Source organism: Microbacterium ulmi (assembly GCF_011759705.1).
In the GTDB taxonomy this organism is placed as follows: Bacteria; Actinomycetota; Actinomycetes; order Actinomycetales; family Microbacteriaceae; genus Microbacterium; species Microbacterium ulmi.
Map to the genome: position 1 here is coordinate 1,995,824 of NZ_JAAOZF010000001.1, position 26,662 is coordinate 2,022,485.

The 26,662-nt window shown below is 71.2% G+C and carries 23 protein-coding genes; 8 read left to right on the plus strand and 15 right to left on the minus strand.

Going from position 1 to position 26,662, the window contains the following annotated elements; translation table 11 throughout:
* Positions 1 to 5: 5 nt before the first annotated feature.
* The 11 genes from paaE to FHS08_RS09470 form a co-directional block, all read right to left on the minus strand.
* Positions 6 to 1,184 carry a 1,2-phenylacetyl-CoA epoxidase subunit PaaE gene (paaE, locus tag FHS08_RS09420; RefSeq protein ID WP_167038340.1) on the minus strand — a complete coding sequence of 393 codons (1,179 nt, stop codon included), beginning with the start codon at positions 1,182 to 1,184 and terminating at the stop codon, positions 6 to 8.
* A complete protein-coding gene (gene paaD / locus FHS08_RS09425; RefSeq protein ID WP_167038342.1) occupies positions 1,184 to 1,678 on the minus strand; it encodes a 1,2-phenylacetyl-CoA epoxidase subunit PaaD in 495 nt (164 codons plus the stop codon). The genes paaE and paaD overlap by 1 nt, the downstream gene beginning before the upstream one ends.
* Positions 1,672 to 2,502 carry a 1,2-phenylacetyl-CoA epoxidase subunit PaaC gene (gene paaC / locus FHS08_RS09430; protein WP_167038344.1) on the minus strand — a complete coding sequence of 277 codons (831 nt, stop codon included), beginning with the start codon at positions 2,500 to 2,502 and terminating at the stop codon, positions 1,672 to 1,674. The genes paaD and paaC overlap by 7 nt, the downstream gene beginning before the upstream one ends.
* Positions 2,499 to 2,804, minus strand: coding sequence for a 1,2-phenylacetyl-CoA epoxidase subunit PaaB (gene paaB / locus FHS08_RS09435; protein ID WP_167039785.1), 306 nt, complete (start codon positions 2,802 to 2,804; stop codon positions 2,499 to 2,501). The genes paaC and paaB overlap by 4 nt, the downstream gene beginning before the upstream one ends.
* Positions 2,804 to 3,781, minus strand: a complete 978-nt coding sequence (gene paaA, locus FHS08_RS09440; RefSeq protein ID WP_167038347.1) for a 1,2-phenylacetyl-CoA epoxidase subunit PaaA — start codon at positions 3,779 to 3,781, stop codon at positions 2,804 to 2,806. Before paaA ends, paaB begins: the two co-directional genes overlap by 1 nt.
* Before the next feature lie 85 nt (positions 3,782 to 3,866).
* A complete protein-coding gene (paaK, locus tag FHS08_RS09445) occupies positions 3,867 to 5,183 on the minus strand; it encodes a phenylacetate--CoA ligase PaaK (RefSeq protein ID WP_167038349.1) in 1,317 nt (438 codons plus the stop codon).
* Between the two features lie 52 nt (positions 5,184 to 5,235).
* Positions 5,236 to 5,643, minus strand: a complete 408-nt coding sequence (paaI, locus tag FHS08_RS09450) for a hydroxyphenylacetyl-CoA thioesterase PaaI (RefSeq protein WP_208382250.1) — start codon at positions 5,641 to 5,643, stop codon at positions 5,236 to 5,238.
* Positions 5,640 to 7,751, minus strand: a complete 2,112-nt coding sequence (gene paaZ, locus FHS08_RS09455; RefSeq protein ID WP_167038351.1) for a phenylacetic acid degradation bifunctional protein PaaZ — start codon at positions 7,749 to 7,751, stop codon at positions 5,640 to 5,642. The genes paaI and paaZ overlap by 4 nt, the downstream gene beginning before the upstream one ends.
* Positions 7,748 to 8,641, minus strand: coding sequence for a 3-hydroxyacyl-CoA dehydrogenase family protein (locus tag FHS08_RS09460; RefSeq protein WP_167038353.1), 894 nt, complete (start codon positions 8,639 to 8,641; stop codon positions 7,748 to 7,750). The genes paaZ and FHS08_RS09460 overlap by 4 nt, the downstream gene beginning before the upstream one ends.
* A complete protein-coding gene (locus FHS08_RS09465; protein ID WP_167038355.1) occupies positions 8,638 to 9,375 on the minus strand; it encodes an enoyl-CoA hydratase/isomerase family protein in 738 nt (245 codons plus the stop codon). Before FHS08_RS09465 ends, FHS08_RS09460 begins: the two co-directional genes overlap by 4 nt.
* Complete coding sequence (locus tag FHS08_RS09470) at positions 9,372 to 10,568, minus strand: thiolase family protein (protein WP_167038357.1); 1,197 nt, start codon at positions 10,566 to 10,568, stop codon at positions 9,372 to 9,374. Before FHS08_RS09470 ends, FHS08_RS09465 begins: the two co-directional genes overlap by 4 nt.
* A 155-nt stretch (positions 10,569 to 10,723) precedes the next feature.
* On the opposite strand from FHS08_RS09470, the gene FHS08_RS09475 reads away from it, so the two are divergent.
* Positions 10,724 to 11,344 carry a TetR/AcrR family transcriptional regulator gene (locus tag FHS08_RS09475; protein ID WP_167038359.1) on the plus strand — a complete coding sequence of 207 codons (621 nt, stop codon included), beginning with the start codon at positions 10,724 to 10,726 and terminating at the stop codon, positions 11,342 to 11,344.
* A gap of 484 nt (positions 11,345 to 11,828) precedes the next feature.
* Here FHS08_RS09475 and FHS08_RS09480 read toward each other — a convergent pair whose 3' ends face one another.
* On the minus strand, positions 11,829 to 13,334 hold the full coding sequence (locus tag FHS08_RS09480; protein WP_167038361.1) for an HNH endonuclease signature motif containing protein: 1,506 nt from the start codon (positions 13,332 to 13,334) through the stop codon (positions 11,829 to 11,831).
* Between the two features lie 327 nt (positions 13,335 to 13,661).
* Here FHS08_RS09480 and FHS08_RS09485 point away from each other — a divergent pair, with 327 nt between their 5' ends.
* The 3 genes from FHS08_RS09485 to FHS08_RS09495 all read left to right on the plus strand — a co-directional run bounded on the left by FHS08_RS09485 (position 13,662) and on the right by FHS08_RS09495 (position 17,909).
* Positions 13,662 to 14,678: an AraC-like ligand-binding domain-containing protein gene (locus tag FHS08_RS09485; protein ID WP_167038363.1), complete on the plus strand. Its 1,017-nt coding sequence runs from the start codon at positions 13,662 to 13,664 to the stop codon at positions 14,676 to 14,678.
* A 267-nt stretch (positions 14,679 to 14,945) separates the two neighbouring features.
* The gene (locus FHS08_RS09490) at positions 14,946 to 16,355 is read left to right on the plus strand and encodes an aldehyde dehydrogenase family protein (RefSeq protein ID WP_167038365.1); all 1,410 of its coding nucleotides are present in this window, start codon (positions 14,946 to 14,948) and stop codon (positions 16,353 to 16,355) included.
* A gap of 78 nt (positions 16,356 to 16,433) precedes the next feature.
* Positions 16,434 to 17,909: an APC family permease gene (locus FHS08_RS09495; protein WP_167038367.1), complete on the plus strand. Its 1,476-nt coding sequence runs from the start codon at positions 16,434 to 16,436 to the stop codon at positions 17,907 to 17,909.
* Positions 17,910 to 17,933: 24 nt separating this feature from the next.
* Here FHS08_RS09495 and FHS08_RS09500 read toward each other — a convergent pair whose 3' ends face one another.
* Complete coding sequence (locus FHS08_RS09500; protein WP_167038369.1) at positions 17,934 to 18,527, minus strand: TetR/AcrR family transcriptional regulator; 594 nt, start codon at positions 18,525 to 18,527, stop codon at positions 17,934 to 17,936.
* Between the two features lie 210 nt (positions 18,528 to 18,737).
* Between FHS08_RS09500 and FHS08_RS09505 the strand changes: the two genes are divergently transcribed.
* The 3 genes from FHS08_RS09505 (at position 18,738) to FHS08_RS09515 (ending at position 22,966) form a co-directional block, all read left to right on the plus strand.
* Positions 18,738 to 20,462, plus strand: coding sequence for an amidohydrolase (locus FHS08_RS09505; protein ID WP_167038371.1), 1,725 nt, complete (start codon positions 18,738 to 18,740; stop codon positions 20,460 to 20,462).
* The gene (locus tag FHS08_RS09510) at positions 20,459 to 22,450 is read left to right on the plus strand and encodes a primary-amine oxidase (protein ID WP_167038373.1); all 1,992 of its coding nucleotides are present in this window, start codon (positions 20,459 to 20,461) and stop codon (positions 22,448 to 22,450) included. The genes FHS08_RS09505 and FHS08_RS09510 overlap by 4 nt, the downstream gene beginning before the upstream one ends.
* Before the next feature lie 129 nt (positions 22,451 to 22,579).
* Positions 22,580 to 22,966: a hypothetical protein gene (locus FHS08_RS09515; RefSeq protein WP_167038375.1), complete on the plus strand. Its 387-nt coding sequence runs from the start codon at positions 22,580 to 22,582 to the stop codon at positions 22,964 to 22,966.
* A 24-nt stretch (positions 22,967 to 22,990) separates the two neighbouring features.
* On the opposite strand, the gene FHS08_RS09520 is transcribed toward FHS08_RS09515, so the two are convergent.
* Complete coding sequence (locus tag FHS08_RS09520) at positions 22,991 to 23,731, minus strand: SDR family NAD(P)-dependent oxidoreductase (protein ID WP_167038377.1); 741 nt, start codon at positions 23,729 to 23,731, stop codon at positions 22,991 to 22,993.
* Positions 23,732 to 23,785: 54 nt separating this feature from the next.
* Here FHS08_RS09520 and FHS08_RS09525 point away from each other — a divergent pair, with 54 nt between their 5' ends.
* Positions 23,786 to 25,201, plus strand: a complete 1,416-nt coding sequence (locus FHS08_RS09525) for an MFS transporter (protein ID WP_279587804.1) — start codon at positions 23,786 to 23,788, stop codon at positions 25,199 to 25,201.
* Here the strand turns inward: FHS08_RS09525 and FHS08_RS09530 are convergent.
* Complete coding sequence (locus FHS08_RS09530; RefSeq protein WP_167038379.1) at positions 25,178 to 26,593, minus strand: DUF6421 family protein; 1,416 nt, start codon at positions 26,591 to 26,593, stop codon at positions 25,178 to 25,180. The two genes, FHS08_RS09525 and FHS08_RS09530, sit on opposite strands and share 24 nt — an antisense overlap.
* Positions 26,594 to 26,662 lie beyond the last annotated feature (69 nt).

Genomic DNA, 26,662 nt, shown 5'->3' on the forward strand with positions numbered 1-26,662 from the left:
GGTCGTCAGACGTCGTAGTCGACGACGACGCGCTCGGTCGTCGGGTGCGACTGGCAGGTCAGGACGTAGCCGCGCTCGAGCTCGTCGGGCTCCAGCGCATAGTTCTCGGTCATCGTGACCGACCCATCGACGACGCGCGCGCGGCACGTGCCGCACACCCCTCCCGCGCACGCGAACGGCACGTCCGGCCGCACGCGCAGCGCCGCGTTGAGGATCGACTCGTGCGCGCTGACGGGACTCTCGACCATCGCGGACTGCCCGTCGAGCGTGAAGTCGATGCGGAACACGTCCTCGCCCTGCTGCACGACGACGGGGCGTCCCGCCTGGGGCTCGGCGCCGGGCTCGCCCGTCGTGAACAGCTCGTAGCGGATGTGCGCGCGATCGACGCCGATGTCCTCGAGCGTGTCGCGGCACAGCTGCACGAGCTCGAACGGCCCGCACAGGAACCACTCGTCGACCGTCTCGGGCAGGACGAGATCCTCCAGGATGCTGCGCAGCCGCCTCTCGTCGATGCGTCCCGACAGGAGCGGGGCCGAGCGCTGCTCGCGCGAGAGCACGTGGTGGAGCGCGAGCCGCGTCGGGTACCTGTCCTTGAGGTCGGCGAGCTCCTCGAGGAACATGACGTCGGTCGTAGAGCGGTTCGTGTACACGAGCGTGAACGTCGACGTGTCGGAGCGCGCGAGCACCGTCGCAGCGAGCGCCATGAGCGGCGTGATGCCGGAGCCGGCCGCGATGCCCGCGACGTGGGCGCCGTCGAGGTCTGCGAGGGTCGAGGTGAACGTGCCCTGCGGGTTCATGACGTCGAGCTCGTCGCCCGCGTGCAGGTCGGTCTGGGCCCACGTCGAGAAGCGTCCGCCGAGGTCGCGCTTGATCGCGATGCTGAGCGAGCCAGGTGCCGGCGGACGGCACAGCGAGTACGAGCGGCGCACCTCGTGCCCGTCGATGTGCGTGCGGAGGGCGACGTGCTGTCCGGCGAGGTAGTCGAACTCGCCCTGCAGCGCCTCGGGGACCGCGAACGTGACCTCGACCGACGACTCGGTGAGCGGGCGGACCTCCGCGACGCGCAGGGTCGAGAACCGGGCGCGCCTGCGGCCGGTCGCGCTCGGGCCGCCGACGGCGCTCGCGAGGAACGCGTCGGCGACGCGCTCGGCCTCCGTCAGGCGGCCGATGTTCTGTGCGGGCATCAGTGCACCTTGAAGTGGTCGAAGGGCTCGAGGCATGCGCGGCACTCGTACAGCGCCTTGCACGCGGTCGATCCGAAGCGGGTGACCTCGCGCGTGTCGAGCGAGCCGCACTGCGGGCACCTCACCGCGAGCCGCAGGCGGATGACGCCGCCCACGGCGGCGCGGCCCGTCGGCGGGGCGATGCCGTACTCGCGGAGCTTGCGCTTGCCGTCGTCGCTCATCCAGTCGGTCGTCCAGGCGGGCGACAGGACGAGCCGCACGTCGACCTCGGCGTACCCTGCGGCCGTGAGCGCCATGACGACGTCGTCGCGGATCGCGTCCATCGCGGGGCAGCCCGAGTAGGTCGGGGTGATCGTGACGGTGACGCGCCCGCCGTCGACGGCGACGTCGCGCAGCACGCCGAGGTCGTCGATCGTGAGCACCGGCACCTCGGGGTCGGGGACGGACGCCGCGATCGCGCGGGCGGCGGCATCCCGAGCGACGGCCGTCACCATGTCGCACCCGGGTGCTGGCGCGCGAGCACCTGCAGTTCGGCGAGCAGGAACCCGAGGGACGGGAAGTGCCGGCCGTGCCGGCCCCCGCCCGACGAGACGAAGCCCGTCGGCGTCTCGAGGCCCGCTTCGGCGAGGACCGCGCCGACGACCGCGTCGAAACCCGCTCGCAGCGACGACGGGCGCACAGCGATGCCGTCGGCCGCGAGCGCGTCTGTCAGCGGCTCGTCACGGAACAGCTCGTCGACGTACGGCCAGACGTCTCCGACGGCACGGATCATGCGTGCGCGCGACTCGTCGGTTCCGCCCGCGAGTCGCAGCGTCCACTGCACGGCGTGGTCGCGGTGGTAGTCGACCTCTTTGACCGCCTTCGCGGCGACGGCGGCCAGCGTCGCGTCGGTCGACGACGACAGCGCGCGGTACAGCTCGAACTGGTACACGGATGCCGCGAGCTGGCGTGCGATCGTGTGCGCGAAGTCGCCGTTGGGCTGCTGGAAGAGCCACGCGCAGCGGAACTCCGGCTCGTCGCGCCAGTAGGCGAGGTCGTCCTCGGAGCGTCCGTCGGCCGTGCCGGCGTACCGCAGGAGGGAGCGAGCGTGGCCGAGGAGGTCGAGCGCGATGTTGGCGAGCGCGACATCCTCTTCGAGCTCGGGGGCCCGCGCGATCCATGCGCCGAGCTGCTGCGACAGGATGAGCGCATCGTCGCCGAGCCACAGCGCGTACTCCGCCGCCTGCGGCGACGCGGTCGCGGCCGAGTCGCCCGCGAGCTCAGCCGACAGCCGGACCTGTTCGACCGTGACGTCGCCGTGCACGTCCGCCTCGCTCACAGGTGCGGCACCCCCTCGGACGCCGTGTAGTACACGGCGTGACGGTAGTTCTTGCCCGCGGGGCTCTCGAAGAACGCGCCCTTCGAATCGGGGTCGCTCGTCGTGATCGCGTCGGCGGGGACGACCCACACCGACGTGCCCTCGCCGCGACGCGTGTACAGGTCGCGGGCGTTGCGCAGTGCGAGCTCGGCATCCGGGGCGTGCAGCGAACCGGCGTGCACATGGCTGAGGCCTCGGTTCGCGCGGACGAACACCTCGAACAGAGGCCAGGTCTCTCGCGGGGATGCGCCCGGGGTCGTCATCACGCCACCGCCCTCTCGGTCTTGCGAGCCTGCGTCCGGGCGTACTCGGCGGCGGCCTCCCGCACCCACGCACCCTCTTCATGGGCGTCGCGGCGGTTCTGGATCCGCACGGCGTTCATGGGGCCGCGGCCCGCGAGGACCTCGTGGAACTCGGTCCAGTCGATCTCGCTCATGTCCCAGCGCTTCTCGTCCTCGTTCCAGCGCAGGTCCGGGTCGGGAAGACGGATGCCGAGCACCTCGGCCTGCGGCACGAGCATGCCGACGAACCGCTGACGCAGCTCGTCGTTCGAGAACCGCTTGATCTTCCAGGCCATCGACTGCGCCGAGTTGGGCGACTCGTCGTCGGGGGGGCCGAACATCATGAGGGAGGGCCAGTACCAGCGGTCCACGGCATCCTGGGCCATCTCGCGCTGCGCCTCGGTGCCGTTCATGAGCGACAGGAGGATCTCGAAGCCCTGACGCTGGTGGAACGACTCCTCCTTGCAGACGCGCACCATGGCCCGCGCGTACGGACCGTAGGACGCACGGCACAGCGGCACCTGGTTGCAGATCGCGGCGCCGTCCACGAGCCACCCGATGGCCCCCATGTCGGCCCACGTCGGGGTCGGATAGTTGAAGATCGACGAGTACTTCGCCTTGCCGTCGATGAGCTGCTGCGTCATCTCGTCGCGCGTGATGCCGAGGGTCTGCGCCGCGGAGTACAGGTACAGCCCGTGGCCCGCCTCGTCCTGCACCTTGGCCATGAGGATCGCCTTGCGCTTGAGGCTCGGCGCGCGCGTGATCCAGTTGCCCTCCGGCTGCATGCCGATGATCTCCGAGTGCGCGTGCTGCGAGATCTGGCGGACGAGGGTGCGGCGGTAGGCGTCCGGCATCCAGTCGCGGGGCTCGATGCGCGAGTCCCGCGCGATGATCTCGTCGAAGACCGCTTGGCCGACGACGCTGTCGGCTTCCGCGGCGGTCAGTGCAGGTGCGGTCATCTTCGACTCCTGGTCCTGGTCGATCCGAATTACAGAACGATCGTTCAGTAAGTGTACGACGGTGTGCACGGGCGGCGCAAGTCCGTCAGCGCAGGTCGTAGACGCGCTTGTACTTGCCCTCGCTGCGGGGGAGCGTTCCGGGCTCCTCGAGGCGCACGGCGACGGTCGAGCCGATCTGCACCTTGATGCGCTGCGCGAGCACGACGGTCGCGGCCTGGCACACGTCGCGCTCGAGCTGAGGATGCCGCTCGATCCGCACCGTCAGCGCGTCCATGCGGCCCTCGCGCGTCAGCTCGAGGATGAAGTGGGGCGTGAGCGTCTCGATGCCGAGCACGAGCTCCTCGATCTGCGTCGGGAAGATGTTGACGCCGCGCAGGATGATCATGTCGTCGTTGCGGCCCGTGATCTTCTCGATGCGGCGCATGCCGGCGCGCGCCGTGCCGGGCAGGAGCCTGCTGAGGTCGCGCGTGCGGTACCGGATGACGGGGAAGGCCTCCTTCGTGAGGGAGGTGAACACGAGCTCGCCGCGCTCGCCGTCGGGCAGCGGCATCCCGTCCTCGCCGATGATCTCGGGCAGGAAGTGGTCTTCCCAGATGTGCGGGCCGTCCTTCGTCTCGACCGCTTCGCTGCCCACTCCCGGCCCCATGACCTCGCTGAGGCCGTAGATGTCGACCGCGTCGATGCCGAGGCGCCGCTCGAGCTCGGCGCGCATCTCGTTCGTCCACGGCTCGGCGCCGAGGATCCCGATCTTCAGCGACGTCGTCCGCGGGTCGACTCCCTCGGCCTCCATGGCGTCGGCGATCGTGAGGAGATAGCTCGGCGTGCACATGATGGCGTCGGGCTCGAAGTCGCGGATGAGCTGCACCTGGCGCGCCGTCTGCCCGCCCGACATCGGGATGACGGTCGCCCCGAGCTTCTCGATGCCCGCGTGAGCGCCGAGGCCGCCCGTGAACAGGCCGTAGCCGTACGCGTTGTGCACCTTCATGCCGGGGCGGACGCCGGCGGCGCGGAGGGACCGCGCGACGAGCGAGGCCCAGCGATCGAGGTCGGCGGCCGTGTAGCCGACGACCGTCGGGCGGCCCGTCGTCCCCGACGACGCGTGGATGCGGGCGACGCGGTCCATCGGGACGGCGAACATCCCGAACGGATAGGTCTGGCGCAGATCCTCCTTCGTCGTGAAGGGGAGGCGCGCGACGTCGGCGAGCGTGCGGATGTCGTCGGGGCCGACGCCGGCGTCGTCGAGCTTGCGCGTGTAGAGCGGCACGTTCTCGTATGCGTGGCGGACGGTCTGCTTCAGCCGCTCGAGCTGGAGCGCGTCGATCTCGGCGCGGCTCATGCGCTCCTCGGGGTCGAGGCTCTCGAGGGCGGCCGGGGTGGCGCGGTTCAGTGTCATCGTCGACATGGCGGGCTCCTGGGGTCTGGCGAAGGGGGATCGAAGGGGTCGTGCGAGAAAGTCAGTCGAGGGGCGGGCGGCGGGTCGTGTGCGAGCGGCCGCGGAACTCCGCGACGACGTCGCCGGTCTCGTCGGTCACGGTGACGTCGTAGACGCCCGTGCGGCCACGGCGCACGCGCCGGCGGGCGTCGGCGGTGAGCACCTGGCCTTCGACCGTCGAGGCGAGGAAGGAGATGTCGGCACCTGAGGCGACGGTGATCGCGTCGTCCTCGTTGCAGGCGATCGCGAACGCCGTGTCGGCGAGCGCGAAGACGAATCCGCCGTGCGTGATGGCGAACCCGTTGAGCATGTCGCGGCGCACGCGCATGGAGACGACGGCGTGGCCGGGCTCGTCGACGAGCACGTCCAGGCCCATCCAGTGCGCCGCGTGGTCGTCGCGCAGCATGCGGCGCAGGGGCGCGGTCGTCATCGCACGGCCTCCGCGAGCTCGGGCGCCTCGGCGCGGGCGGCTGCGGCATCCTCCTTCGCGACGAGCGTCAGCACGTCGTAGGTCGCGACGATCTCGTCGCGCTGATTCAGGATGACGGCATCCCACCGGACTTCGCCGTACTCGTCCGTCTCGCGCGGCGTGATCTGCTTCGCCGTGAGCGTCACGCGGATCGAGTCGCCGGGCGAGACGGGTGTCACGAACCGCAGGCTCTCGAGTCCGTAGTTGGCCAGCACGGGGCCCGGGTCGGGGTCGACGAACAGACCCGCGGCCCACGACACGAGCAGGTAGCCGTGCGCGACGCGTCCGTGGAAGAACGGGTTCGCGGCCGCGGCCTCTTCGTCGGTGTGCGCGTAGAAGGTGTCGCCCGTGAACGAGGCGAACGTCTCGATGTCGGCCAGCGTGACCTCCCGCGACGCCGACGCGACCTGGTCGCCGAGGGCGAGCTCTGCGAGGGACTTGCGGAACGGATGCCGGTCGTGCCGGGTCTTCGCGCCCTCGTGCCACACGCCCGTGAGGGCCGTCAGCATCGTGGGCGAGCCCTGGACGGCGGTGCGCTGCATGTGGTGCAGGACGGCGCGGATGCCGCCGAGCTCCTCGCCGCCGCCCGCGCGGCCGGGACCGCCGTGGACGAGATGGGGGACGGGCGAGCCGTGACCCGTCGAGCTGCGCGCGTCGTCGCGGTCGAGCACGAGGACGCGGCCGTTGTACGCGCCGATGCCCGTGAGGAGGGTCGACGCGACGACAGGGTCGTGCGTCACGATGCTCGTGACGAGCGATCCTCCGCCGCGGCCGACGAGCTCGATCGCCTCGGCGAGCGTCTCGTACGGCAGGATGCTCGCGACCGGGCCGAACGCCTCGACCTCGTGGACGGCATCCGGCGCGTCGGCGCCGAAGCCGAGCAGGATCGGCGCCACGAACGCCCCGTCCGGTGCCGGGCCCGTCGTGCCGTCGGCGCGCGTGACGTCGGGGGGCTCGGTCGAGCCGACGAGCACGCGGGCGCCGGCATCCACGAGCGTGCCGACGCTGCGGAGCACCTCGTCGCGCTGCCCGAGCGAGACGAGCGGGCCCATCGTGACCCCCTCGGCGTGCGGGTCGCCGACGACGACCCGTTCGGCGATCCTGGCCCGCAGGGCGTCCGCGACGGCGTCGACGGATGCCGCGGGCACGATCGCACGGCGGATCGCGGTGCACTTCTGGCCGGCCTTCGTCGTGAGTTCGACGAGCAGCTGCCTGACGTACGCGTCGAACTCGGGCGTGCCCTCGGTCGCGTCGGGGCCGAGGACCGACGCGTTGATCGAGTCGGTCTCGCTCGTGAAGCGGACGCCGCGCCCCTGTTCGGAAGCGCCTGCCTGCGCGCGCAGGCGTGCGGCCGTGGACGCACTGCCCGTGAAGCCCACGAGGTCGCCGAGGCGCAGGTGGTCGAACAGGCCAGGGATGGCACCGCTCACGAGCTGCAGCGATCCCTCGGGGAGGAGCCCCGAGTCGACGAGGATGCGCACCCACGCCTGCGCGACGTACGCCGTCGGCGTCGCAGGCTTGACGATCGTGGGGACCCCCGCGAGGAACGCGGGTGCGAACTTCTCGAGCGAGCCCCACATCGGGAAGTTGAAGGCGTTGATCTGCACCGCAACGCCTGGGAGCCGCGTGAAGACGTGGCGTCCCGAGAACGAGCCGTCCTTCGAGAGGGGCTCGACCGGCCCGTCGACGTACACCTGTGAGTTCGGCAGCTCGCGGCGGCCCTTCGACGAGTAGGTGAACAGCACGCCGATGCCGCCGTCGACGTCGCTGAGCGAGTCGCGCACGGTCGAGCCCGAGTGCTTCGACAGCTCGTACAGCTCCCGCTTGTGCTCGGAGAGGGCGAGAGCGAACTGCTTGAGGAGCAGGGCGCGCTGGTGGAAGGTCAGGGCGCCGAGGCTGCGCTGCCCGACGGTGCGCGCGTGGGCCAGTGCGCCTTCGAGGTCGATGCCGGCCGTGCTGACGCGCGCGACGGGCTCGCCCGTCGACGCGTCGCGCACGACGGTCGCGTCGGGGTCGTCGACCGGTGTCCACCATGCGTCCTGCACATAGCTGGGAAGGATGTCGCTCATTCGTCGCTCCATTCGTAGAAGCCGCGTCCGCTCTTTCGGCCGAGGCGGCCTTCGGCCACCATGCGGCGCAGCAGCGCGGGAGGTTCGAAACGGTCGCCGAGCTTCGCGTGGAGCTCTTCGGCGATGCCGAGGCGCACGTCGAGGCCGACGATGTCGGTCGTGCGGAGGGGACCCGTGGGATGCCGGTACCCGAGCTCCATCGCGGCGTCGATGTCGGCGGCGGTCGCGACGCCCTCCTCGAGCATGCGGATCGCCTCGAGGCCGAGCGCGACGCCGAGGCGGCTCGACGCGAAGCCTGGGGAGTCGCGCACGACGACGGGCGTCTTGCCGATCGCGGCGACCCAGGCGCGGGCCTCGTCGGCGATCGCGGGGTCGGTGTCGTCGCCGACGACGATCTCGACGAGCAGCGACGCGGGCACCGGGTTGAAGAAGTGGAGGCCGAGGAACCGGCCGGGTCGCGCCAGCGCGCCCGCGAGGTCGTCGATGGGGATCGACGATGTGTTCGACGCGAGCACGGCGTCGGGTCGGAGCGCCGCCTCGACCCGGGCGAGGGCCTCGCGCTTGAGCGCGGTATCCTCCGGCACCGCCTCGACGACGAGGTCGCAGCCGGCGAAGGCCGCGGCATCCGTCGCCGTCTCGACGGCGGCTTCGAGCTCGCCGGCCGACCGGTCGGTCGTGCCGCGCTCGACGGAGCGGCGCAGGCTCTCCCGGATGCGGGCGGCCGCGGCATCCGCCGACGCGGCATCGCGCTCGACGACCGTGACGCGCGAGCCCGCGAGGGCGAAGGCGTGCGCGATGCCTGCGCCCATGCGCCCGCCGCCGAGCACGCCGACGTGCGCGGGGGCGGTGGAGGTGCGGGATGCCGCGACCGCTGTCGAGACGTCGGTCATCGCTGTCTCCTCTCCAGGAACGCCGTCATGCGGCGCAGCTTCTCGGGGCTTTCGAACAGCTCGGCCTGCAGCTCGAGCTCGATCTCGGGGTGGGCTTCGGCGGGAGCGCCGAGCGCGGTCTTCGTGTGCTGCACGGCCCTCGCGTCGTTCGCGGCGATGCGGTCGGCGACGGCGTGGGCGGCGGCCAGGATGTCGACGGGAGCATGCAGCGACGAGAGGAGCCCCCACTCGAGGGCCTCGTCGCCGTCGAGGATGCGGCCGGTGAGCAGCAGCTCGGCGGCGCGGGCCTCGCCCACGATCCGCGGCAGCCGCCACGTCGCTCCCGCGGCCGCGAGGATGCCGAGGCCCGGCTCGGGGTTGCCGATCCGCACGCGCGGAGTGCCGAGGCGGATGTCGGCGGCGTACGCGAGCTCGGCCCCGCCGCCCAGAGCGAAGCCGTCGATCGCCGCGACGACGGGCATCGGCAGGGCGTGGATGCGCCGGAACGCGTGCGTGTTGATGCCGGCGCGGGCGTCGGAGGCGCGGCGGTCGCGCAGCTGCGCGATGTCGGCTCCCGCCGCGAAGACGCCGTCCGCGCCCGTCAGGATGAGCGTCCGCGGCTCATCCTCGAGCTCGGCGCACAGCGTGTGGAGCGCGTCGACCGTCGCCTGGTCGATCGCATTGCGCACCTCGGGCCTGTTGAGCGTCGCGACGACGCGATCGGCGGAGCGCTCGACGAGGAGCACGTCGCTCATGCTGCGCCGTCCAGCCGCTCGAGGATCATCGCCGTCCCCTGGCCCACCCCGACGCACATCGTCGCGAGCCCGTAGCGCACGCCCTCGCGCTCCATGCGGCCGAGGAGGGTGACGAGGATGCGGCATCCGCTGGATCCGAGGGGATGCCCCAGCGCGATCGCCCCGCCGTCGGCGTTGACGATCTCGGGGTCGAGGCCGAGCCGGCGCATCGAGGCGAGCGACTGCGACGCGAAGGCCTCGTTGAGCTCGACCGCGCCGAGGTCGGCGACCGTGAGTCCCGCCTTCGCGAGCGCCTTCTCGGTCGCAGGGACGGGCCCGAGCCCCATGATCTCGGGGGCGAGGGCGGCGCTCGCCGACGCGACGATGCGCGCGCGGGGGCGCAGGCCGTAGCGCTCGACGGCGTCGGCCGACGCCACGACGATCGCGGAGGCGCCGTCGTTGAGCGAGCTCGAGTTGCCCGCCGTGACGACCGTTCCGCCCGCGACGACGGGGCGCAGGCCGGCGAGGACCTCGAGCGACGTGTCGGCGCGGGGACCTTCGTCGACCGAGACGTCGCCGCGGGCCGTCGGCACGGAGACGATCTCGTCGGCGAAACGGCCGGCCTCGATCGCCGCGAGGGCGCGTCGGTGGCTGCGCAGGGCGAAGGCGTCGGCATCCTCCCGCGTGATGCCGTCGAGGCGCGCGACCTCCTCCGCCGTCTCCGGCATCGAGAAGGTGGCCTTGTCGCGAGCCGCCAGGCGGGGATTGGCGAAGCGCCAGCCGATCGACGTGTCGAAGGCGGCGCCCGGCTTGGCCCATGCCTTCTCGGGCTTGGCCTGCACCCAGGGTGCGCGGGTCATCGACTCGACGCCGCCGGCGACGAAGAGGTCGCCGTCGCCCGCGCGGACGGCCTGCCCCGCGAAGGCGACCGCCGACATGCCGGATGCGCACAGGCGGTTGACCGTGATGCCGGGGACGTGGTCGGGAAGGCCCGCGAGCAGCACGGCCATCCGTGCGACGTTGCGGTTGTCCTCGCCTGCCTGGTTGGCGGCGCCGAGCAGGACCTCGTCGACGGCGTCGCCGGGGATGCCGGCGCGCGCGACCGCCTCGCCCACGACGAGCGCGGCGAGGTCGTCGGGGCGCACGGAGGCGAGAGCGCCGCCGTAGCGCCCGACGGGGGTGCGCGCACCGCCGATCAGGTAGGCCTCGGACATCGTCATCCTCCTGGTCTCGTCGCACCTCTGTGTGCGGCAGGTCGTTCGGCCTAGCAACTGACCGATCGTTCAGTAATACTACAGACTATGCCTCGAATGCCAACCGCCGATCCCCTGCTGGGGGCCTTCGGCCATCATGATGCGAGACTGAGAGCATGACCGCCACCGCTGCAGCCGCTCCGAGCGACGCCCCTGCACGGCGCGGACGCCCCGGATACGACCGCGCCGCGATCCTCGGGATCGCGGTCACGCTCTTCAACGAGCAGGGCTACGACGCGACCTCCGTCGCGGATCTCGCCGCGCGGCTCGGCGTGACGAAGTCCGCGCTGTACCACCACTTCAGCTCGCGGGACGAGCTTCTCGAGCAGGCGCTCGACGTGGCCCTCGGCGGACTCGAAGGCGTCCTGGCCGAGCCGGCGGCCACGGAGGGCACGCCGGCCGAACGGCTGGATGCCGTGCTCCGGGGCGCTGTCCGCGTGCTCGTCGACCGGCTCCCGTACGTGACGCTCCTGCTCCGCGTTCGAGGCAACAGCGACGTCGAGCGCGCGGCCCTCGCCCGGCGCCGCGCCTTCGACCAGGCCGTCACGACGCTCGTTCGGGAGGCTCAGGATGCCGGACTCGTCCGCCGCGACATCGACGGCGCCGTCACGACCCGCCTCGTCTTCGGCATGATCAACTCGCTCGTCGAGTGGTACCGCCCCGCGGGTGCCATCGACCGCGACCGGCTCACGCACGACATCGTGACGATCGCGCTCGACGGGATGCGCACGCGCTGACACCGCAATGCGCCTGGGCCGCTGCCCTCCGCTCATGCGGCCGGAGCGGAACGACCCGGGGGCTGATCGAACTGCGGGCATGTCGAGATGCGGGGCTCCGGATGCTTTCCGGCTCGTTCTCTGCCCTCCGCTCATGCGGCCGGAGAGTGCGATGTCGACCCCGGATCGTCGCGCGGGTGAGGAGCGATCAACCGCGGTCGGCTCAGCCCGTAGCGTGCCTGGATGCGTTGCGCCGGTTGCGTTGCGCCGGATGCGTTGTGCCGGATGCGTTGCGCCTGGATGCGTTGCGCCGGATGCGTTGCGCCTGGATGCGTTGCACCGGATGCCTTTCGCTGGACGTGCTGCGCCTCCTTGCTCTTCGTTCGCCACTTTCCCGCTCCTGTGCGCGGAGAGCGCACTCCACCGTCGAGCCGTCGCGCGGCCGGAGCGGAGGCCCGCGTCGCGCTCGGACCGGTCTTTCGGGTTGTCGGTGTCGGACGGGCGGTCATGCGGCAGCGAATCGTGTCGGGGACTTCGATGCGAGTCGTACCGGTTGTCCTGTCGTCCCGGTCGTCGGCTCGGGTGGGGCGTGCAGCCGGTAGGTGTCTGTGCTCGTCTCGGGATCGCGGTCTCGTGTGATTCGCCACCCTTGGTTGTGGAGGCGGAGGTGGCAGTTGCGGCAGAGGGGGACGCCGTCGTCGACATCGGTGTGGCCGTGAGCTTGTGACCAGTGGTCGATGTGGTGGTATTCGCACTGGGATGGCGGTGCAGTGCAAGAGGGCCAGAGGCATCCGCCGTCGCGGGCGGCGATCGCGATGCGCTGCCTGCGGGTGAACAGCCGTCGCTCCCGTCCCACGTCGAGCGGTCTGCCGGCGCTGTCGTGGACGACCGGCATCGCACCGGCGTCGCAGAGGTACTTCTCCACGACACCCGCGGGCAGGGCCTGCCCGCCGTCCTCCACGTGACCGACCCCGGCAACTCGTGCCCGGCCGCGCGCGTCGATGCCGTTGATCGCGGTCGCCTCGACCAGGATCCGCACCCCGGGCTGGCGGTCGCCGAATGCCTGTCGTGGGTCGGCGGCCGCGCCGGTGCGCAGCACCGCGACGATCGTGTCGTACTGCAACTGCTCGTTCGATCGCGAATCGGCCTCCGCCACGCAGTCGGCGCTCGTGGTGCGGTCGGTGCGGGGGATGGCGTCCGCGTCGACGAACCGAGGCCCGCGTCGTGGACGCAGCGCCGCCCGCAGGATCGTGTGCACCCATGCGGCGGCCTCGTCGTCGAACACGATGCGCGCATGATGCTGACCCGACTCATCCACCCACGTCCGGAACGACCGGGTGGCGAACCGCTCCTCGAACCGCCGTGTGACGCCGACCGGATCGAGACGGTCGCGCGCGATGCGCGCGTTCGCCCGCAACTCCTCGACCGGAGTCATCGCGGCCTCCGTGAGCAGCATCGTCACGGCCGCAGCCCACGCTGCGGGAAGGAACCCCGGATCCGCCTCCGGATACCGCTCCACCGGCGGCTCACCCAGGCCCGCGCGAATCGCCTCGAACTGCGTCGCCCCGATCTGCCCCGCCGACAACGCGTCTCTCAGCGGGCCGAGCCAGTCAGAGGGGACCGACTCCGCCCCGACGACGGCATCCGGGCTCTCGCCGGCACCGACGGGAGGCTCGACCAGGTCTTCGCCGGTCCGCACGGCCCGGCGCACCTCACCCCGCGATCGCCCCGTGATGCTCTGCACGAGCGACGTGACTGTGCGATGTCCCCGACGCTGCGCCAGACCCTGGTAGCCCGCCGCCCGATCGGACCGGCGCGCGATCTCCGCAGACCCCGCCGCTACCACCAGATCGAGCACATTGCACGCCGCGGACGCATCGGCCAGCAGAGCCAGCACCTCCTCATCGCCCAGTGTCCCGACAGCCGCCGACACATCTGCACGAGCGATCACCGCCGCCACGCGCTCGACCGCGGCGAGGAGCCGCTCTGCGGGTGGACCGGACGACGTCATAGAACAAATCTACGAAGGTCCACCGACATTCCGGGCTCGGTCAGCTCATCGCAGACCCACCCCCGGATCACGAAACGGTAACAGTGCCCCCCTCGCGGGTCCGGGCCGTGTCCGCACACGCGCGGGCTCGGTTTCACCGTCGAGCCGACCTCGAGGCGGGTCCGGCATGCGCGCGACTCCGAGGGGCGTGACTCGTGCCGCTCGCTCTGCTCTCTCGCTCAGCGAGGGGTGTCCTGCCGCGGATCCGGCATCCAGACCGTTCGTTCAGTAATCCCCACCCCTTCGGCGTATGCTGGGCGCGCACACGACGACGTGGAGGGATGCCCGATGCCCGAGACGGTCCGGCTCCCGACCCTAGACGGCGTGATCGACCGGCGCTCCGTGCTCGACACGCGGCCGCTCAAGGACGGCGAGCGGTTCGACGCGTGGACGGATGCCGTCAACAGCAGCTTCGTCCCCCTCGTCGCCGAGAGCTCGGACATCGACGCGCGGCGCCGGTTCACCGGCGCGATCGTCTCACAGCCGCTCGGGCGGGCCGCCGTGAGCACCGTCGCGGGGACGGCCGTCACCGTCAGCCGCAGCCGTCGCCAGATCGCGAAGGCCGACCCCGGTCACATCAAGCTCGGACTGCAGCTCGAGGGCTACAGCGTCATCGCTCAGGACGGCCGCGATGCGGCCCTCGCGCCCGGCGACTTCGCCCTCTACGACACGACCCGGCCGTACCGGCTCGACTTCGACGGCGCGTTCCGCCAGTTCGTCGTCATGTTCCCGCTCGACGCCCTGCGCCTCGAGCGCGGACAGTTCGCGTCGCTCACGGCGGTCCGCTTCTCGGGGCGGCAGGGGATCGGTGCGCTGGCGTCGAGCCTCCTGGGGGCCATGAGCCGGCAGCTCGACGACGGCGCGCTGGGCGGCGAGCTGCCTCTCTCGGATGCCGTCTTCGACCTCCTCACGGCGGCCATCGCCGATCGTCTCGGACCCGGCGTCGCCGACGAGCAGGTCCGCCGTCGCGCCCTCCGCGCCCGCATCGAGAGCTTCATGGCGGATCGCATCGGCGACCCGCAGCTCACGGTCGCGCAGATCGCGGACGCCCACCACGTCTCGGTTCGCTACCTGCAGAAGCTCTTCGAGGAGCAGAACGAGACCGTGAGCGGCTGGATCCGCCACCGTCGTCTCGAGGAGAGCAGACGCCAGCTCGGCGCGGTCGTCGCCGTCGCGACGCCGATCTCGTCTGTCGCCGCCCAGTGGGGGTTCGCGGATGCCGCGGCCTTCGCCCGCGCCTTCCGCCAGGAGTACGGCGTGACCCCCAGCGAGTACCGCGCATCGAACGCCCACTCCGCGCACTGATCCGGCGCTGAGCGCACCGAGCACACCCGCCGGCCGGACCGGCCGCACTGACCCTGCCGGACGCGCACGGCGCTGTGCACGACGTGCACGAACCGGCGCGCGGCGGGCTCGAACCCTCGCCTTCGCGCTGAGCGCGTGCCTACTCTCCTGGCGATGAGACGACGACGTCTCGTCGGGCGACGCTCCGGCATCCGGCCAGGGAACCCTCTGGGGAGCGCGCCCTCACCGCCTCGCCATGCCGGAGGCACACGCCTTGGAGTCAGCCCCATGACCACGACAGCCACGCTTCTCGAGACGGTCGGCGTCTCCGCCGACGAAGGCCGCGCGATCCCGGATGCCGCGACCCGCGAGACGATCGGCTACGCGCCCGTCCACACGATCGCCGACCTCGACGCCGCGGTCGCTGCGGCCCGCGCGGCACAGCCCGCGTGGAACGCACTCGGGCACGCCGAGCGTTCGCGCATCCTCAACGAGATCGCGGACGACATCGAGGCCGACGCCGAAGAGCTCGCCGTCCTCCTCTCGCGCGAGCAGGGCAAGCCCCTCGACGGACCCAACGCGCGCTTCGAGGTCGGCGCGTGCGGCGTGTGGCTCCGCAACGCCGCCGACACCGTCCTCGAGCCCGAGGTCGTCTTCGAGGCGGGTGGCCAGCGCGCCGAGCTGCACTACGACGCGCTCGGCGTCGTGGGCGCCATCGGCCCGTGGAACTGGCCCATGATGATCGCCGTCTGGCAGATCGCGCCGTCGCTGCGCATGGGCAACGCGGTCGTCGTCAAGCCCAGCGAGTACACGCCGCTGTCGGTGCTCGCCCTCGTCGAGGTGTTCAACCGGCACCTGCCCGACGGCGTCCTCACGGCGATCTCGGGCGACCGCGAGGTCGGCGCCGCGATCGCCGGGCACTCCGGCTTCGACAAGATCATGTTCACGGGGTCGACGGCGACGGGGCGCAGGATCGTCGAGTCGTCGGCGAGCAACCTCGCGCGCCTCACGCTCGAGCTCGGCGGCAACGACGCCGGCATCGTGCTTCCGGGGACGGATGTCGCGGCCGTCGCCGAGACGCTGTTCTGGGGCATCTTCCTCAACACGGGCCAGACGTGCGCCGCGCTCAAGCGCCTCTATGTGCACGAGTCGCAGTACGAAGAGGTCGTCGAGACCCTCGCGCGCCTCGCGCAGGCGATGCCGATGGGACGCGGGCTGGACGCCGGGAACGTCCTCGGACCGCTGCAGAACGAGAAGCAGTTCGCCATCGTGAAGGGACTCGTCGACGACGCCCGCGCCCGCGGCGCACGCATCGTGACGGGCGGCGAGGCGGCCCCCGAGCTCGGCCCGCTGTTCTACCGCACGACGGTCGTCGCCGACATCGAGGACGGCGCGCCCCTCGTCGACGAGGAGCAGTTCGGCCCCGTCATCCCCGTCATCCGTTACACCGATGTCGACGACGCGGTCCGCCGTGCCAACGCGTCGGCGCAGGGACTCGGCGCGTCGGTGTGGGGCAGCGACGTCGACGCCGCCGTCGAGGTCGCCAGGCGCATCGAGGCGGGAACCGTATGGATCAACAACCACGGCGCCATCAACCCGTTCGTTCCGTTCGGCGGCACGAAGGCGTCGGGGTACGGCCACGAGTTCGGCGTGCACGGCCTGAAGGCCGTCGCCTCTCCCAAGGTCATCGCCCGCTGACCACGCGCGGGCGACCGATCCCGATCCGGCGGCCGCCCGCATCCCCCCACGCACACCCGTTCCAGAAAGGGGCTCGTCATGAGCCAGACCCAAGCCGCGCCGCGCGAAGAAGCGCCGGCGCGCGGACTCACGGGGTCGCTCGGCGCGACCGCCATCGTCTTCATGGTGGTCGCGGCGGCGTCGCCGCTGACCGTCGTCGGCGGCGCCACGCCGCTCGGCATCCTCATCGGCAACGGCGTCGGCTTCCCGTCGCTGTACGCCGTCGCAGCGGTCGTCCTGCTGCTGTTCGCCGTCGGCCTCGCGACGATGGCCCGCCACGTCCCGCGCCCCGGCGCGTTCTTCACGTACGTCGGGTACGGGTTCGGACGCGGCGCGGGCCTGGCCGCCGCGTGGATCGCGATGCTCACCTACACGGTCGTGCAGCTCGCCGTGTACGGCTACCTCGGCTACATCCTGAGCGTCACGGTCGCCGGCGTCGGCGGGCCGTCGCTCGCGTGGTGGCTCTACGCGCTCGCCGTCGTCGCGATCGTGGGTATCCTCGGCTATCGCCACATCGATCTCTCCAGCAAGGTGCTCGGCGTGCTCCTGGTGGCCGAGGTCGCGATCGTGCTCGTGCTCGTCGCCGCCGTCACGTTCTCGGGCGGCGCGGAGGGTCTGAGCGCCGCGCCGTTCCTGCCCGAGAACATCGTCAGCGGCTCGCCCGGCGTCGGCCTGACGTTCGCGATCGCGGCGTTCATCGGCTTCGAGGCGACCGCGATCTTCCGCGACGAGGCCCGCGACCCCGACAGGACGATCCCGCGCGCGACCTACACGGCCGTCGTCGGCATCGGCGTCTTCTACACGCTCGCGTCGTGGGCCATGGTCATGGCGTGGGGCCCGAACGGCGTCATGGATGCCGCCTCCCAGGATCCGGGGACGCTGCTCCTGCGCACCGTCGCACGCTACCTGGGCACGGTCGGCGAGGTGACGATCAACGTGCTGCTCATCACGTCGCTGTTCGCGTGCGTGCTGTCGTTCCACAACGTCATCACGCGGTACCAGCACTCGATGGCGAACGCGGGCGTGCTCCCGGCCCGCCTCGCGACGGTGCACGCGGCACACCGCTCGCCGCACGCGGCGTCGATCGTGCAGACGGTCACGGCCGCCGTGCTCCTGGCGGCCTTCGCGCTGCTGCAGCTGGACCCCGTGCTGCAGGTGTTCACATGGTTCTCGGGCGTCGCGACTCTCTCGGTCGTGCTGCTCATGGCGGTCGCATCGGGCGCCGTCATCGCGTACTTCCTGCGCACCCGGAAGGACCGCCGCCTCTGGCACACGCTCGTCGCGCCGGCTCTGGGCCTTCTCGGGCTCGTCGGAATCGGCATCCTCATCGTCGCGTACTATCCGATGCTCGTTGGCGACGTGGATGCCGAGGGCAACCCCGTCTTCGGCACCGTCAGCTGGATCCTGATCGCGCTCATCGTCGCGTTCCCGGTGGGGGGCGCCGTGCAGGCCGCGTGGATCAGGGCGCGCCGCCCTGCGGCGTACGCCAAGCTCACCGACGCGATCGCCTCGTGACCGATGCCGCAGGCGATGCCGGCATCATGCGGGGCCGAGGCGCCCGAGGAAGAGCTCGAGCTCGGCGAGCTGACGCTCGGCGTCCGTCTCGTCGGGAGTGAGGCACGCGAGGGCCTGAAGGCCCATGAGCAGCGAGAGGAGGGCGTCGGCGGTCGCCGTGACGTCGAGCCCGTCATCGACGTCGCCGTCGCCCTTCGCCTCGTCGAGTCGCTGCGAGATCTCCGCCCGCCAGATGGCCATCAGGTCGGCGAAGAGCTCGGCGGTCTCAGGCGACGTGAGGGCGGACGCCCAGAACGTCAGCACGATCCGCGCCTCCATCCTCCGCAGCTCGTCGAGGGGCATGATCTCGTGACACAGTGTGCGCAGCCCGGACAGGCCGTGCCGAACGGGCGCGACCGCGTCCGCGCGGCGGTTGGTCTCGTCGAACGCGTAGGTGAGCGCCGCGCGCAGGACGGCCGCCTTGTTCGGGAAGTAGTAGAGCAGCACGCCGTTGGCGCGGCCCGTCACCTCTGCGATCCGCCGCGTCGTGGCAGCGCCGATCCCCTCCTCGGCGATGATGCGCCATGTGGCGCGGATGATCTCGTCACGACGGCGATCGTGGTCCACCACCTTCGGCATCGGACCCCCTCCGCCCGCTCGGGCGAGCGTGGCGTTTCGACTGTAACCGGCGGCGCGCTCGCGGCGGCGACGCGTCCGAGCCGAGCCCGCCCCGCTGTGACATGCGCGTAACGCGATCGTCACACGTAGTTGTACAAGCGTACGAAATACTCATCTCACGAACGGGCCGGGCGATCGGCCCGACATCCCTGACACCTCGGAGGAATCGCAATGACATCATCCGGTCCTGATCTCATCGTCACGGGCGGTCGCGTCTACACGGCGACGGCCGAGAGGCCGTGGGCCGAGGCGTTCGCCGTCAGCGGCGGACGCATCCTCGCGGTCGGCGACGCCGACGACATCCTGCCGCTCGCGGGCGCCGGCACCGAGATCCTCGACGTCAACGGTCTTCTCGTCATGCCGGGCCTCACCGACGTGCACATCCACCTCGGGCTCGGCGGCAGCCAGGCGGCCTGGGAGCTTCCCATCCTCCCGACCGACGAGGCCGAGGAGATCTACGAGAAGGTCTCCGACTGGGCGCAGCGCCTGGGACCGGACGAATGGATCGTCGGCGGGATCGTCGGCAGCACGACGATGGACGCGATCATGACGACCGACGCGCTCGCCCGCCTCGACGAGGCGAGCGGGGGTCGCCCGCTCATGCTCCGCGACGACTCGATGCACAACCGCTGGGTGAACTCCCGCGCCCTCGAGCTGATGGGCGTGACCGGCGACACCCCCGACCCCAGCGGGGGAACCTTCGTGCGCGACGCGCGGGGCAAGCTCACGGGAGTCCTCCACGAGATCACCTCGGCGCGTGCCGAGGCGGCCGTCGCGGCGTCCCTCACGGATCCCCGTGCCCGGCACCGCGTGTCCTACAAGAAGGCCGTCGAGATCATCAACTCGTACGGCATCACGGCGGTTCAGGATGCCGCCACGATGAAGCACGGATGGCTCGCCCTGTCCGATCTGGACGCGGCGGGCGAGCTCTCGTCGTGGGTCGTCGGCTCCATGCCCAACCGGCCCTTCCTCGAGGAGGGGGAGTACGGCGAGGAGCTGTACCCCAGCGGCCTCGCCGCGCGCACCACCCACGTGCGCCCCGACTTCATCAAGTTCGTGCTCGACGGAGTGCCCATGACCCGCACCTCCGCGATGCTTCACCCGTACGTCTGCCATCAGGGCGAAGACCCGCAGTTCCACGGGGACGCCTACTGGACGAAAGAGGAGCTGCTCGCCGGGATCGAGTACTGCTACGACCACGGATTCGGCGGCAAGCTCCACGCGACGGGGGACGCCTCCGTCCGGATGGTGCTGGATGCCGTCGAAGACGTGCGCCGGCGCCGTGGACCCGGCCCGATCTTCCAGATCGCGCACGTCGAGTTCATCGACGACAGCGACATCCCGCGGTTCGCAGAGCTGGAGGTCGTCCCCGACGCGTCGCCCTACATCTGGTATCCGGGCGTCATCCAGGAGAGCATCCAGAACCAGATCCCGGCCGAGACGGTCATGTCCAGCTGGCCGACGAAGAGCCTGCTCGACTCGGGCGCGCTCCTGTCGGCCGGATCGGACTGGCCGTGCGTCCTCCCGACGCCCGACCCCTGGCTGGCGATCGAGACGCTCGTGACGAGGGCCAACGTCGATCCCGCGGTGCCGGGCGAGCTCAACCCCTCGCAGCGGCTCGGCGTCGAGGAGGCCGTCGTCGCGTTCACGCGAAACCCCGCGAAGGCCATGGGTCTCGCGGAGGAGACCGGCACGATCGCGCCCGGCCTGTCTGCCGAGTTCATCGTGCTCGATCGCGACATCTTCGCGATCGACCCTCGCAGCATCCACAGCACGCGCGTGCTCGCGACCTACTTCGAGGGCGTCCGCGTCTTCGAGGCGGCCGAGTCGTCCGAAGACGACGTGCGCGTGCCTTCGCCGGCGGCTCTCGCCGGACTTCAGAAGGAGACAGCATGACCACCCCCGTCACCATCGCCCCCGCACCGCACGCGCACGCCGTGCCGGAGCATCCCCTCGCCTCGCTCACGGCCGCTGAGATCGACGCGATCCGCGGCATCGTGAACGCTCGTCCCGAAGCCGCCGAGACGATCCGCTACGTCTACGTCGGACTCGAGGAGCCCGCCAAGGGAGAGATCCTCGCGTGGCAGGACGGCGGCGCGCTGCCGGCGCGCCGTGCGCGCGTGCAGCTGCTCGACATGGCGAGCGGGGCCTCGACCGACCTCATCGTCGACCTCGACGGCGGTGTCATCGAGAGCGAGACGGCGATCGACACGTCGATCGCGCAGCTGCCGATCCTGGATGCCGAGTTCGAGGCCGTCGCCGAGATCGCGAACGCCGACGAGGGCTGGGTCGCCGCGCTCGCCGCGCGCGGGCTCACGGTCGACGACGTCGTGCTCGTGCCCCTGTCGGCGGGCGACTACGGGCATCCCGACGAGAAGGGGCGCCGGATCCTGCGCACCTTCGCGTTCCGACAGGACCACCCGAAAGACCACCCCTGGGCGCATCCCGTCGACGGCCTCACGGCCTACATCGACCTGACGGCTCGCACCGTGCTGCGGATCGTCGAGACCCCGGGATTCACGGTGCCGGAGACGAGCGGCAACTTCGACGACCCGCAGCTGCAGGGTCCTCCGCTGGAGGGGCTGAAGCCGATCGTGATCTCGCAGCCGGAGGGGTCGAGCTTCACGGTCGATGGGGAGCGGGTGCGGTGGGGGAAGTGGGATCTGCGGGCAGGGTTCGACACGCGTGAGGGTCTGATCCTGCGGCAGCTGTCGTTCGACGGGCGGCCGGTGATGTACCGGGGGTCGATCAGCGAGATGGTGGTGCCCTACGCCGACCCGTCGCCGAACCGGTTCTGGCAGAACTACTTCGACACCGGCGAGTACCTGTTCGGCCGGTACACGAACGAGCTGGAGCTGGGCTGCGACTGCGTCGGCGACATCACCTACCTCGACGCGACCCTCGCCGACGAGCTGGGGATGCCGCGCACGGTGCGCAACGGGATCTGCATGCACGAGGAGGACTTCGGGTCGCTGTGGAAGCACACCGACCTGTTCACCGGGTCCGCCGAGGTGCGCCGTCAGCGGCGCCTCGTGATCTCGTTCTTCACGACCGTCGGAAACTACGACTACGGCTTCTTCTGGTACCTGTACCTGGACGGCACGATCGAGTGCGAGGCCAAGCTCACCGGTGTGCTGTTCACCTCCGCCTACCCGGGCGCGCAGGACGACGGCACCCCGTACCCGTACGCGTCCGAGGTCGCCCCCGGGCTGGGCGCCCCGTACCACCAGCACCTGTTCTCCGCCCGCCTGGACATGACGGTCGACGGCGTCGCGAACGTCGTCAACGAGATCGACGCCGTCCGGCTGCCGATCTCCGAAGCCAACCCGTACGGCAACGCGTTCACCGCACAGGTCACCCCGATCGTCTCCGAGCTCGAGTCCGGCCGCGTCGCCGACGGCGCCCGCAACCGGGTGTGGCAGATCGCGTCGACGGAGAGGACCACCGAGCGCGGCCAGCCCACCTCCTACGTGCTGTACCCGACCGAGACGCCGGTGCTCCTGGCAGCCGACGAGTCGTCGATCGCCTCCCGCGCCGCGTTCGCGACGAAGAACCTGTTCGTCACGAAATACGATCCCGCCGAACGCTACGCCGCCGGCGACCTCGTCAACCAGCACCCCGGCGGCGCCGGCATCCCCGAGTTCATCGCAGGCGACGAACCCCTCGTCGGCGAGGATCTCGTGCTCTGGCACACCTTCGGCCTGACCCACTTCCCCCGCAACGAGGACTGGCCCGTCATGCCCATGGACTACGCCAGATTCACCCTCAAGCCTTACAACTTCTTCGAACGCAACCCCACCCTCGACATCCCCGCACCCGCCACGAGCCACTGCGCATCGTCCGCGACCGCCGCGCACGGGGCGGAGCACGGCTGCCACTGCTGACGTGGCTCACCTCCTCCACCTCGCGGCCCTCGTGCCCGCCGTCGTCGGGCTCTGCTGCCTTGCAGCAGAGCCCGACGACGGCGTGCGCGGGCGGCCGAGGTCGCGGCATCCGTCCTCATGCTCGTCGCGATGACGGATGCCGCGGTGTCCCGATTCATGCCGACCGCGGCATGGGTCGGACTGCTCCTCGCCGGCGGCGTCGCGATCGCGATCGCACACCGGATACGGCGCGGGCGCGGGGTGACGGAGACGGCCGTCATGACGGCCCACACGGCCCTCGGGATGGTCGTCATGGCCGGGCTGCTCGCGGGGATGACGGCCCCGGCCGCCACGGTCGCGTCCGACGGCCACGCTCATGGCGGGGCAGGGCTGGGCCCGATCTGCGCCGTGGCCGCCGTCGCGTACGCGGCGGGCTCGGCGGCCGCGGCGCGGCGGGCGTGCGCGAGAGGGGACCGCCTGCAGTACGCGGCGATGGGCGTCGCGACCCTCGCGATGGGAGCGGCGGCGCTGGTCTGACCGTGGCGCAGCGCGCCGGAGCCGTCAGCCGCCCGCGGCGAGCGTCACGATCGTGTCGTTGACGGTCGCGGCATCCTGGTCCCACAGACCGACGAACGCGTCCGCGAGCGTCGCCTCGAGGCCGGCGAGCGCCGACACGCGGAAGACGACGGATGCCGCGCGCAGCGGCTCGCCGGCATCCCGCGCCGCCTTCGCGAACCCCTGCGCGACGGCGCGCGTCCACGCCTCGCTCGCCGCTTTCACGGCCGCGTAGTTCGCGCCGCCCGCGAGAGGACGCGCGACCGCCGTCGACGACACGATCGCGCAGCGCGCGGCATCCGACGCTCGCAGATCCGCGTCGAACGCGCGGCTGACGTGCCGCAGGGCCGTGAGCGAGCCCTCCAGGAAGCGGAAGTCGTCGTCGCTCTGCCCCGCCAGCCCCCCGCCGCCGCGCCAGCCGCCGACGAGGTGCAGGATGCCGTCGATCGACCCGGCTTCCGCGTGCACGCGCTCGGCGAGCCGCGCGACCTCTCCCTCGTCGCCGAGATCGCACGCGAGCACCCGCGCCCCCGCGGGCTCGGCGTGCTCGACACGCTGCGACCCGGCGGCGTCCGGCGACGCATCCTGCACGCCCGCCGTCGCGGCGAGGGCGGCGAGCTTCGCGGGGTCGCGTCCCACAGCGATGACGAGGGCGCCCGCCGAGACCAGGGCACGGGTCGCCGCGAGCCCGGACGCGCTCGTCGCCCCCGCGATGAGCACGGTGCGGCCACGCAGCGATGTCGTCATGCCTTCATCCTCGCAGGGGTTCCGTATGTCGGTGGGGGCGATTAGCCTCGCGAAATGGCGCAAGACACCGATTCGTCGGGCTCGGAGCCGCGCGCGGTGCTCGCACCGCCCGGAGGCATGCGCATCTTCGTGCAGGTGCTCGTCAACACGGCCGCCGCCAACATCACCACGAGCTTCCTCTGGTTCGCGCTCACGTTCTGGGCCTACCTCGAGACGCGGTCGGTCCTCGCGACGGGGGTCATCGGTGGCGCGTACATGCTCCTGATCGCCCTGTTCGGGATGCTGTTCGGCACGGTCGTCGACAGGCACCGCAAGCACCGCGTCATGGTGCTGTCGGCCGTCGTGACGCTCGTCGCGTTCCTCGTCGCCGGCGCTCTGTTCGTCGCGATCGGAGAGCCGGGCCTCATCGATCTCGGTGCGCCGTGGTTCTGGGTGTTCTCCGCGATCATCCTGCTCGGCGCCGTCGTCGAGAACCTGCGCAGCATCGCGCTGTCGACGACCGTGACGCTGCTCGTGCCGGTCGAGCGGCACGCCAACGCGAACGGGCTCGTCGGAACCGTGCAGGGCATCGCGTTCATGGTCACGAGCATCTTCAGCGGCCTCGCGATCGGCCTGCTCGGCATGGGGTGGACCCTCGTCATCGCACTCGTGCTGACGGCGGCGGCTCTCGTGCACCTCCTGTTCATCCGCATCCCCGAGGCAGAGCCCGCGGCCGCGGGGGAGAGGATGCCTCTCATCGACCTCCACGGCAGCATCCGTGCCGTCGCCGCCGTGTCGGGGCTGTTCGCGCTCATCGTCTTCTCGACGCTCAACAACCTCATCGGCGGCGTCTACATGGCGCTCATGGATCCGTACGGTCTGACCCTGTTCCCCGTCGAGTGGTGGGGAGTCGTGCTCGGCGTCACGGCGACGGGGTTCATCATCGGCGGCGCGCTCGTGGCGAGATTCGGCCTGGGCCGCAACCCCATCCGCACGATGCTGCTGTTCGTCGCCGGGATGGGCCTGCTCGGGAGCCTCTTCACGATCCGGGAGTGGTGGTGGCTGTACGCGCTCGGCATCTGGCTCTACATGTGCATCATCCCCGTCGTCGAGGCGGCGGAGCAGACCGTCATCCAGAAGGTCGTGCCGTACGCGACGCAGGGGCGCGTCTTCGGGTTCGCGCAGGCGTTCGAGGCGGCGGCCGCGCCGATCACGGCGTTCCTCATCGCGCCGATCGCGCAGTTCTGGATCATTCCGTACATGAGCTCCGACGCGGGGCAGCGGACGTGGGGATGGCTCCTCGGCGAGGGCGAGGCCCGCGGCATCGCGCTCGTCTTCCTCGTGTCGGGGCTCGTGATGGTGGTGTTCGCGATCCTCGCCTTCACGACGCGCTCGTACCGCATCCTGTCGAAGGAGTACGAGGTGGCAGCGCCGCCGGCAGGAGCCGAAGCGGCCGGCGTCGACGCGTCAGTCGGCTCCGCGGATGCCTGACGTCGACTCGATGACGGGGCGCATCTTCTTCTCGAGCGCCTCGTAGAACATCGACAGCGGGAACTCGTCGTCGAGCACGGCATCCGTGTACCCCTTCGGGGGGCCCGCGAGGATGTCGTCCGACAGACCCCGTGCCCACGCCGATGCCGGGTGCGGTGTCAGCGTCGCGCGCACGAGGTCGTACGCCGCGAGCCAGTGCGCGACCTTCGGCCGGTCGATGGATCGCCGGTACAGCTCGTCGATGGCATCGCCCAGCGCGACGACCGCGGCGGGAACCTCGGCCCAGTCGAACGCGAGCGCCGTGTCGGTCCAGTGCAGCACGCCGCGCTGGTGCAGCCACGCGAACAGCAGCTGCCCGCCGAGCCCGTCGTAGTTGCGCACGCGCGAGCCCGTGATCGCGAATCGGAAGATCCGGTCGAAGATCACCGCGTACTGCACGAGGTGCGCGTGCTCGAGCATCTCTGCCTCGACGGGGGACAGGTCCTCGCGTGCGCGCAGGCGCCGCTCGATCGCGACGCATTCGCGGAATGCCGTGAGATCGCACCGCAGCTCTTCGAGCGAGTACAGGAAGTACGGCATCCGCTGCTTGATCATGAACGGGTCGAAGGGCAGGTCGCCGCGCATGTGCGTGCGGTCGTGGACGATGTCCCACATGACGAAGGTCTGCTCGGCGAGCGACTGGTCGTCGAGCATCCGCGCCGCCTCCGGGGGAAGGTCGAGCTTCGTGATCCCGGATGCCGCGCGCACGACACGCCGGTAGCGCGCGGCCTCGCGGTCCTGGAAGATCGCCCCCCACGTGAACGGCGGGATCTCGCGCATCGCGACCGTCTCGGGGAACAGCACGGCCGAGTTCGTGTCGTACCCGGGCGTGAAGTCGACGAGCCGCAGCGAGACGAACAGCCGGTTCGTGTACTCCGTCTCCAGCTGCGCGACGAAGTCGGGCCAGATCACCTCGACGATGAGCGCCTCGACGAACCGGTTCCGCGATCCGTTCTGGGTGTACATCGGGAACACGACGAGGTGACGGATGCCGTCGACCCGGTGCAGCTGCGGCTGGAAGGCGACGAGGGACTCCAGGAAGTCCGGGATGCCGAAGCCGCTGTCCGCCCAGCGCTCGAAGTCGTGCATGCTCGCCGCGAGGTACTCGGCGTCGTGCGGGAACAGCGGCGCGAGCGCGCGGATCGACTCGACGATCGCCTGCACGTACGCGCGCGCGTCGCCGCGGTCCTCCTGGTCGGGCACCGACCCGTCCTGCGCCTGCAGCTGCTGCAGGCTGGTCGCGGCATCCTTCAGCGCGAGCCAGGCGGAGGACTCCTCGACGCGAGTCCCGTCCTCGACGACCTCGGGCTCGCCGACGACGGCCGTGCGGGTGTGCGTGGGGACCGTGGACATGGGACCTCCGATCTTCGAAGAGAGTCGTGTTTCACAGGAGGATTTCCGGCGGATGCGGGATCCTGCCGG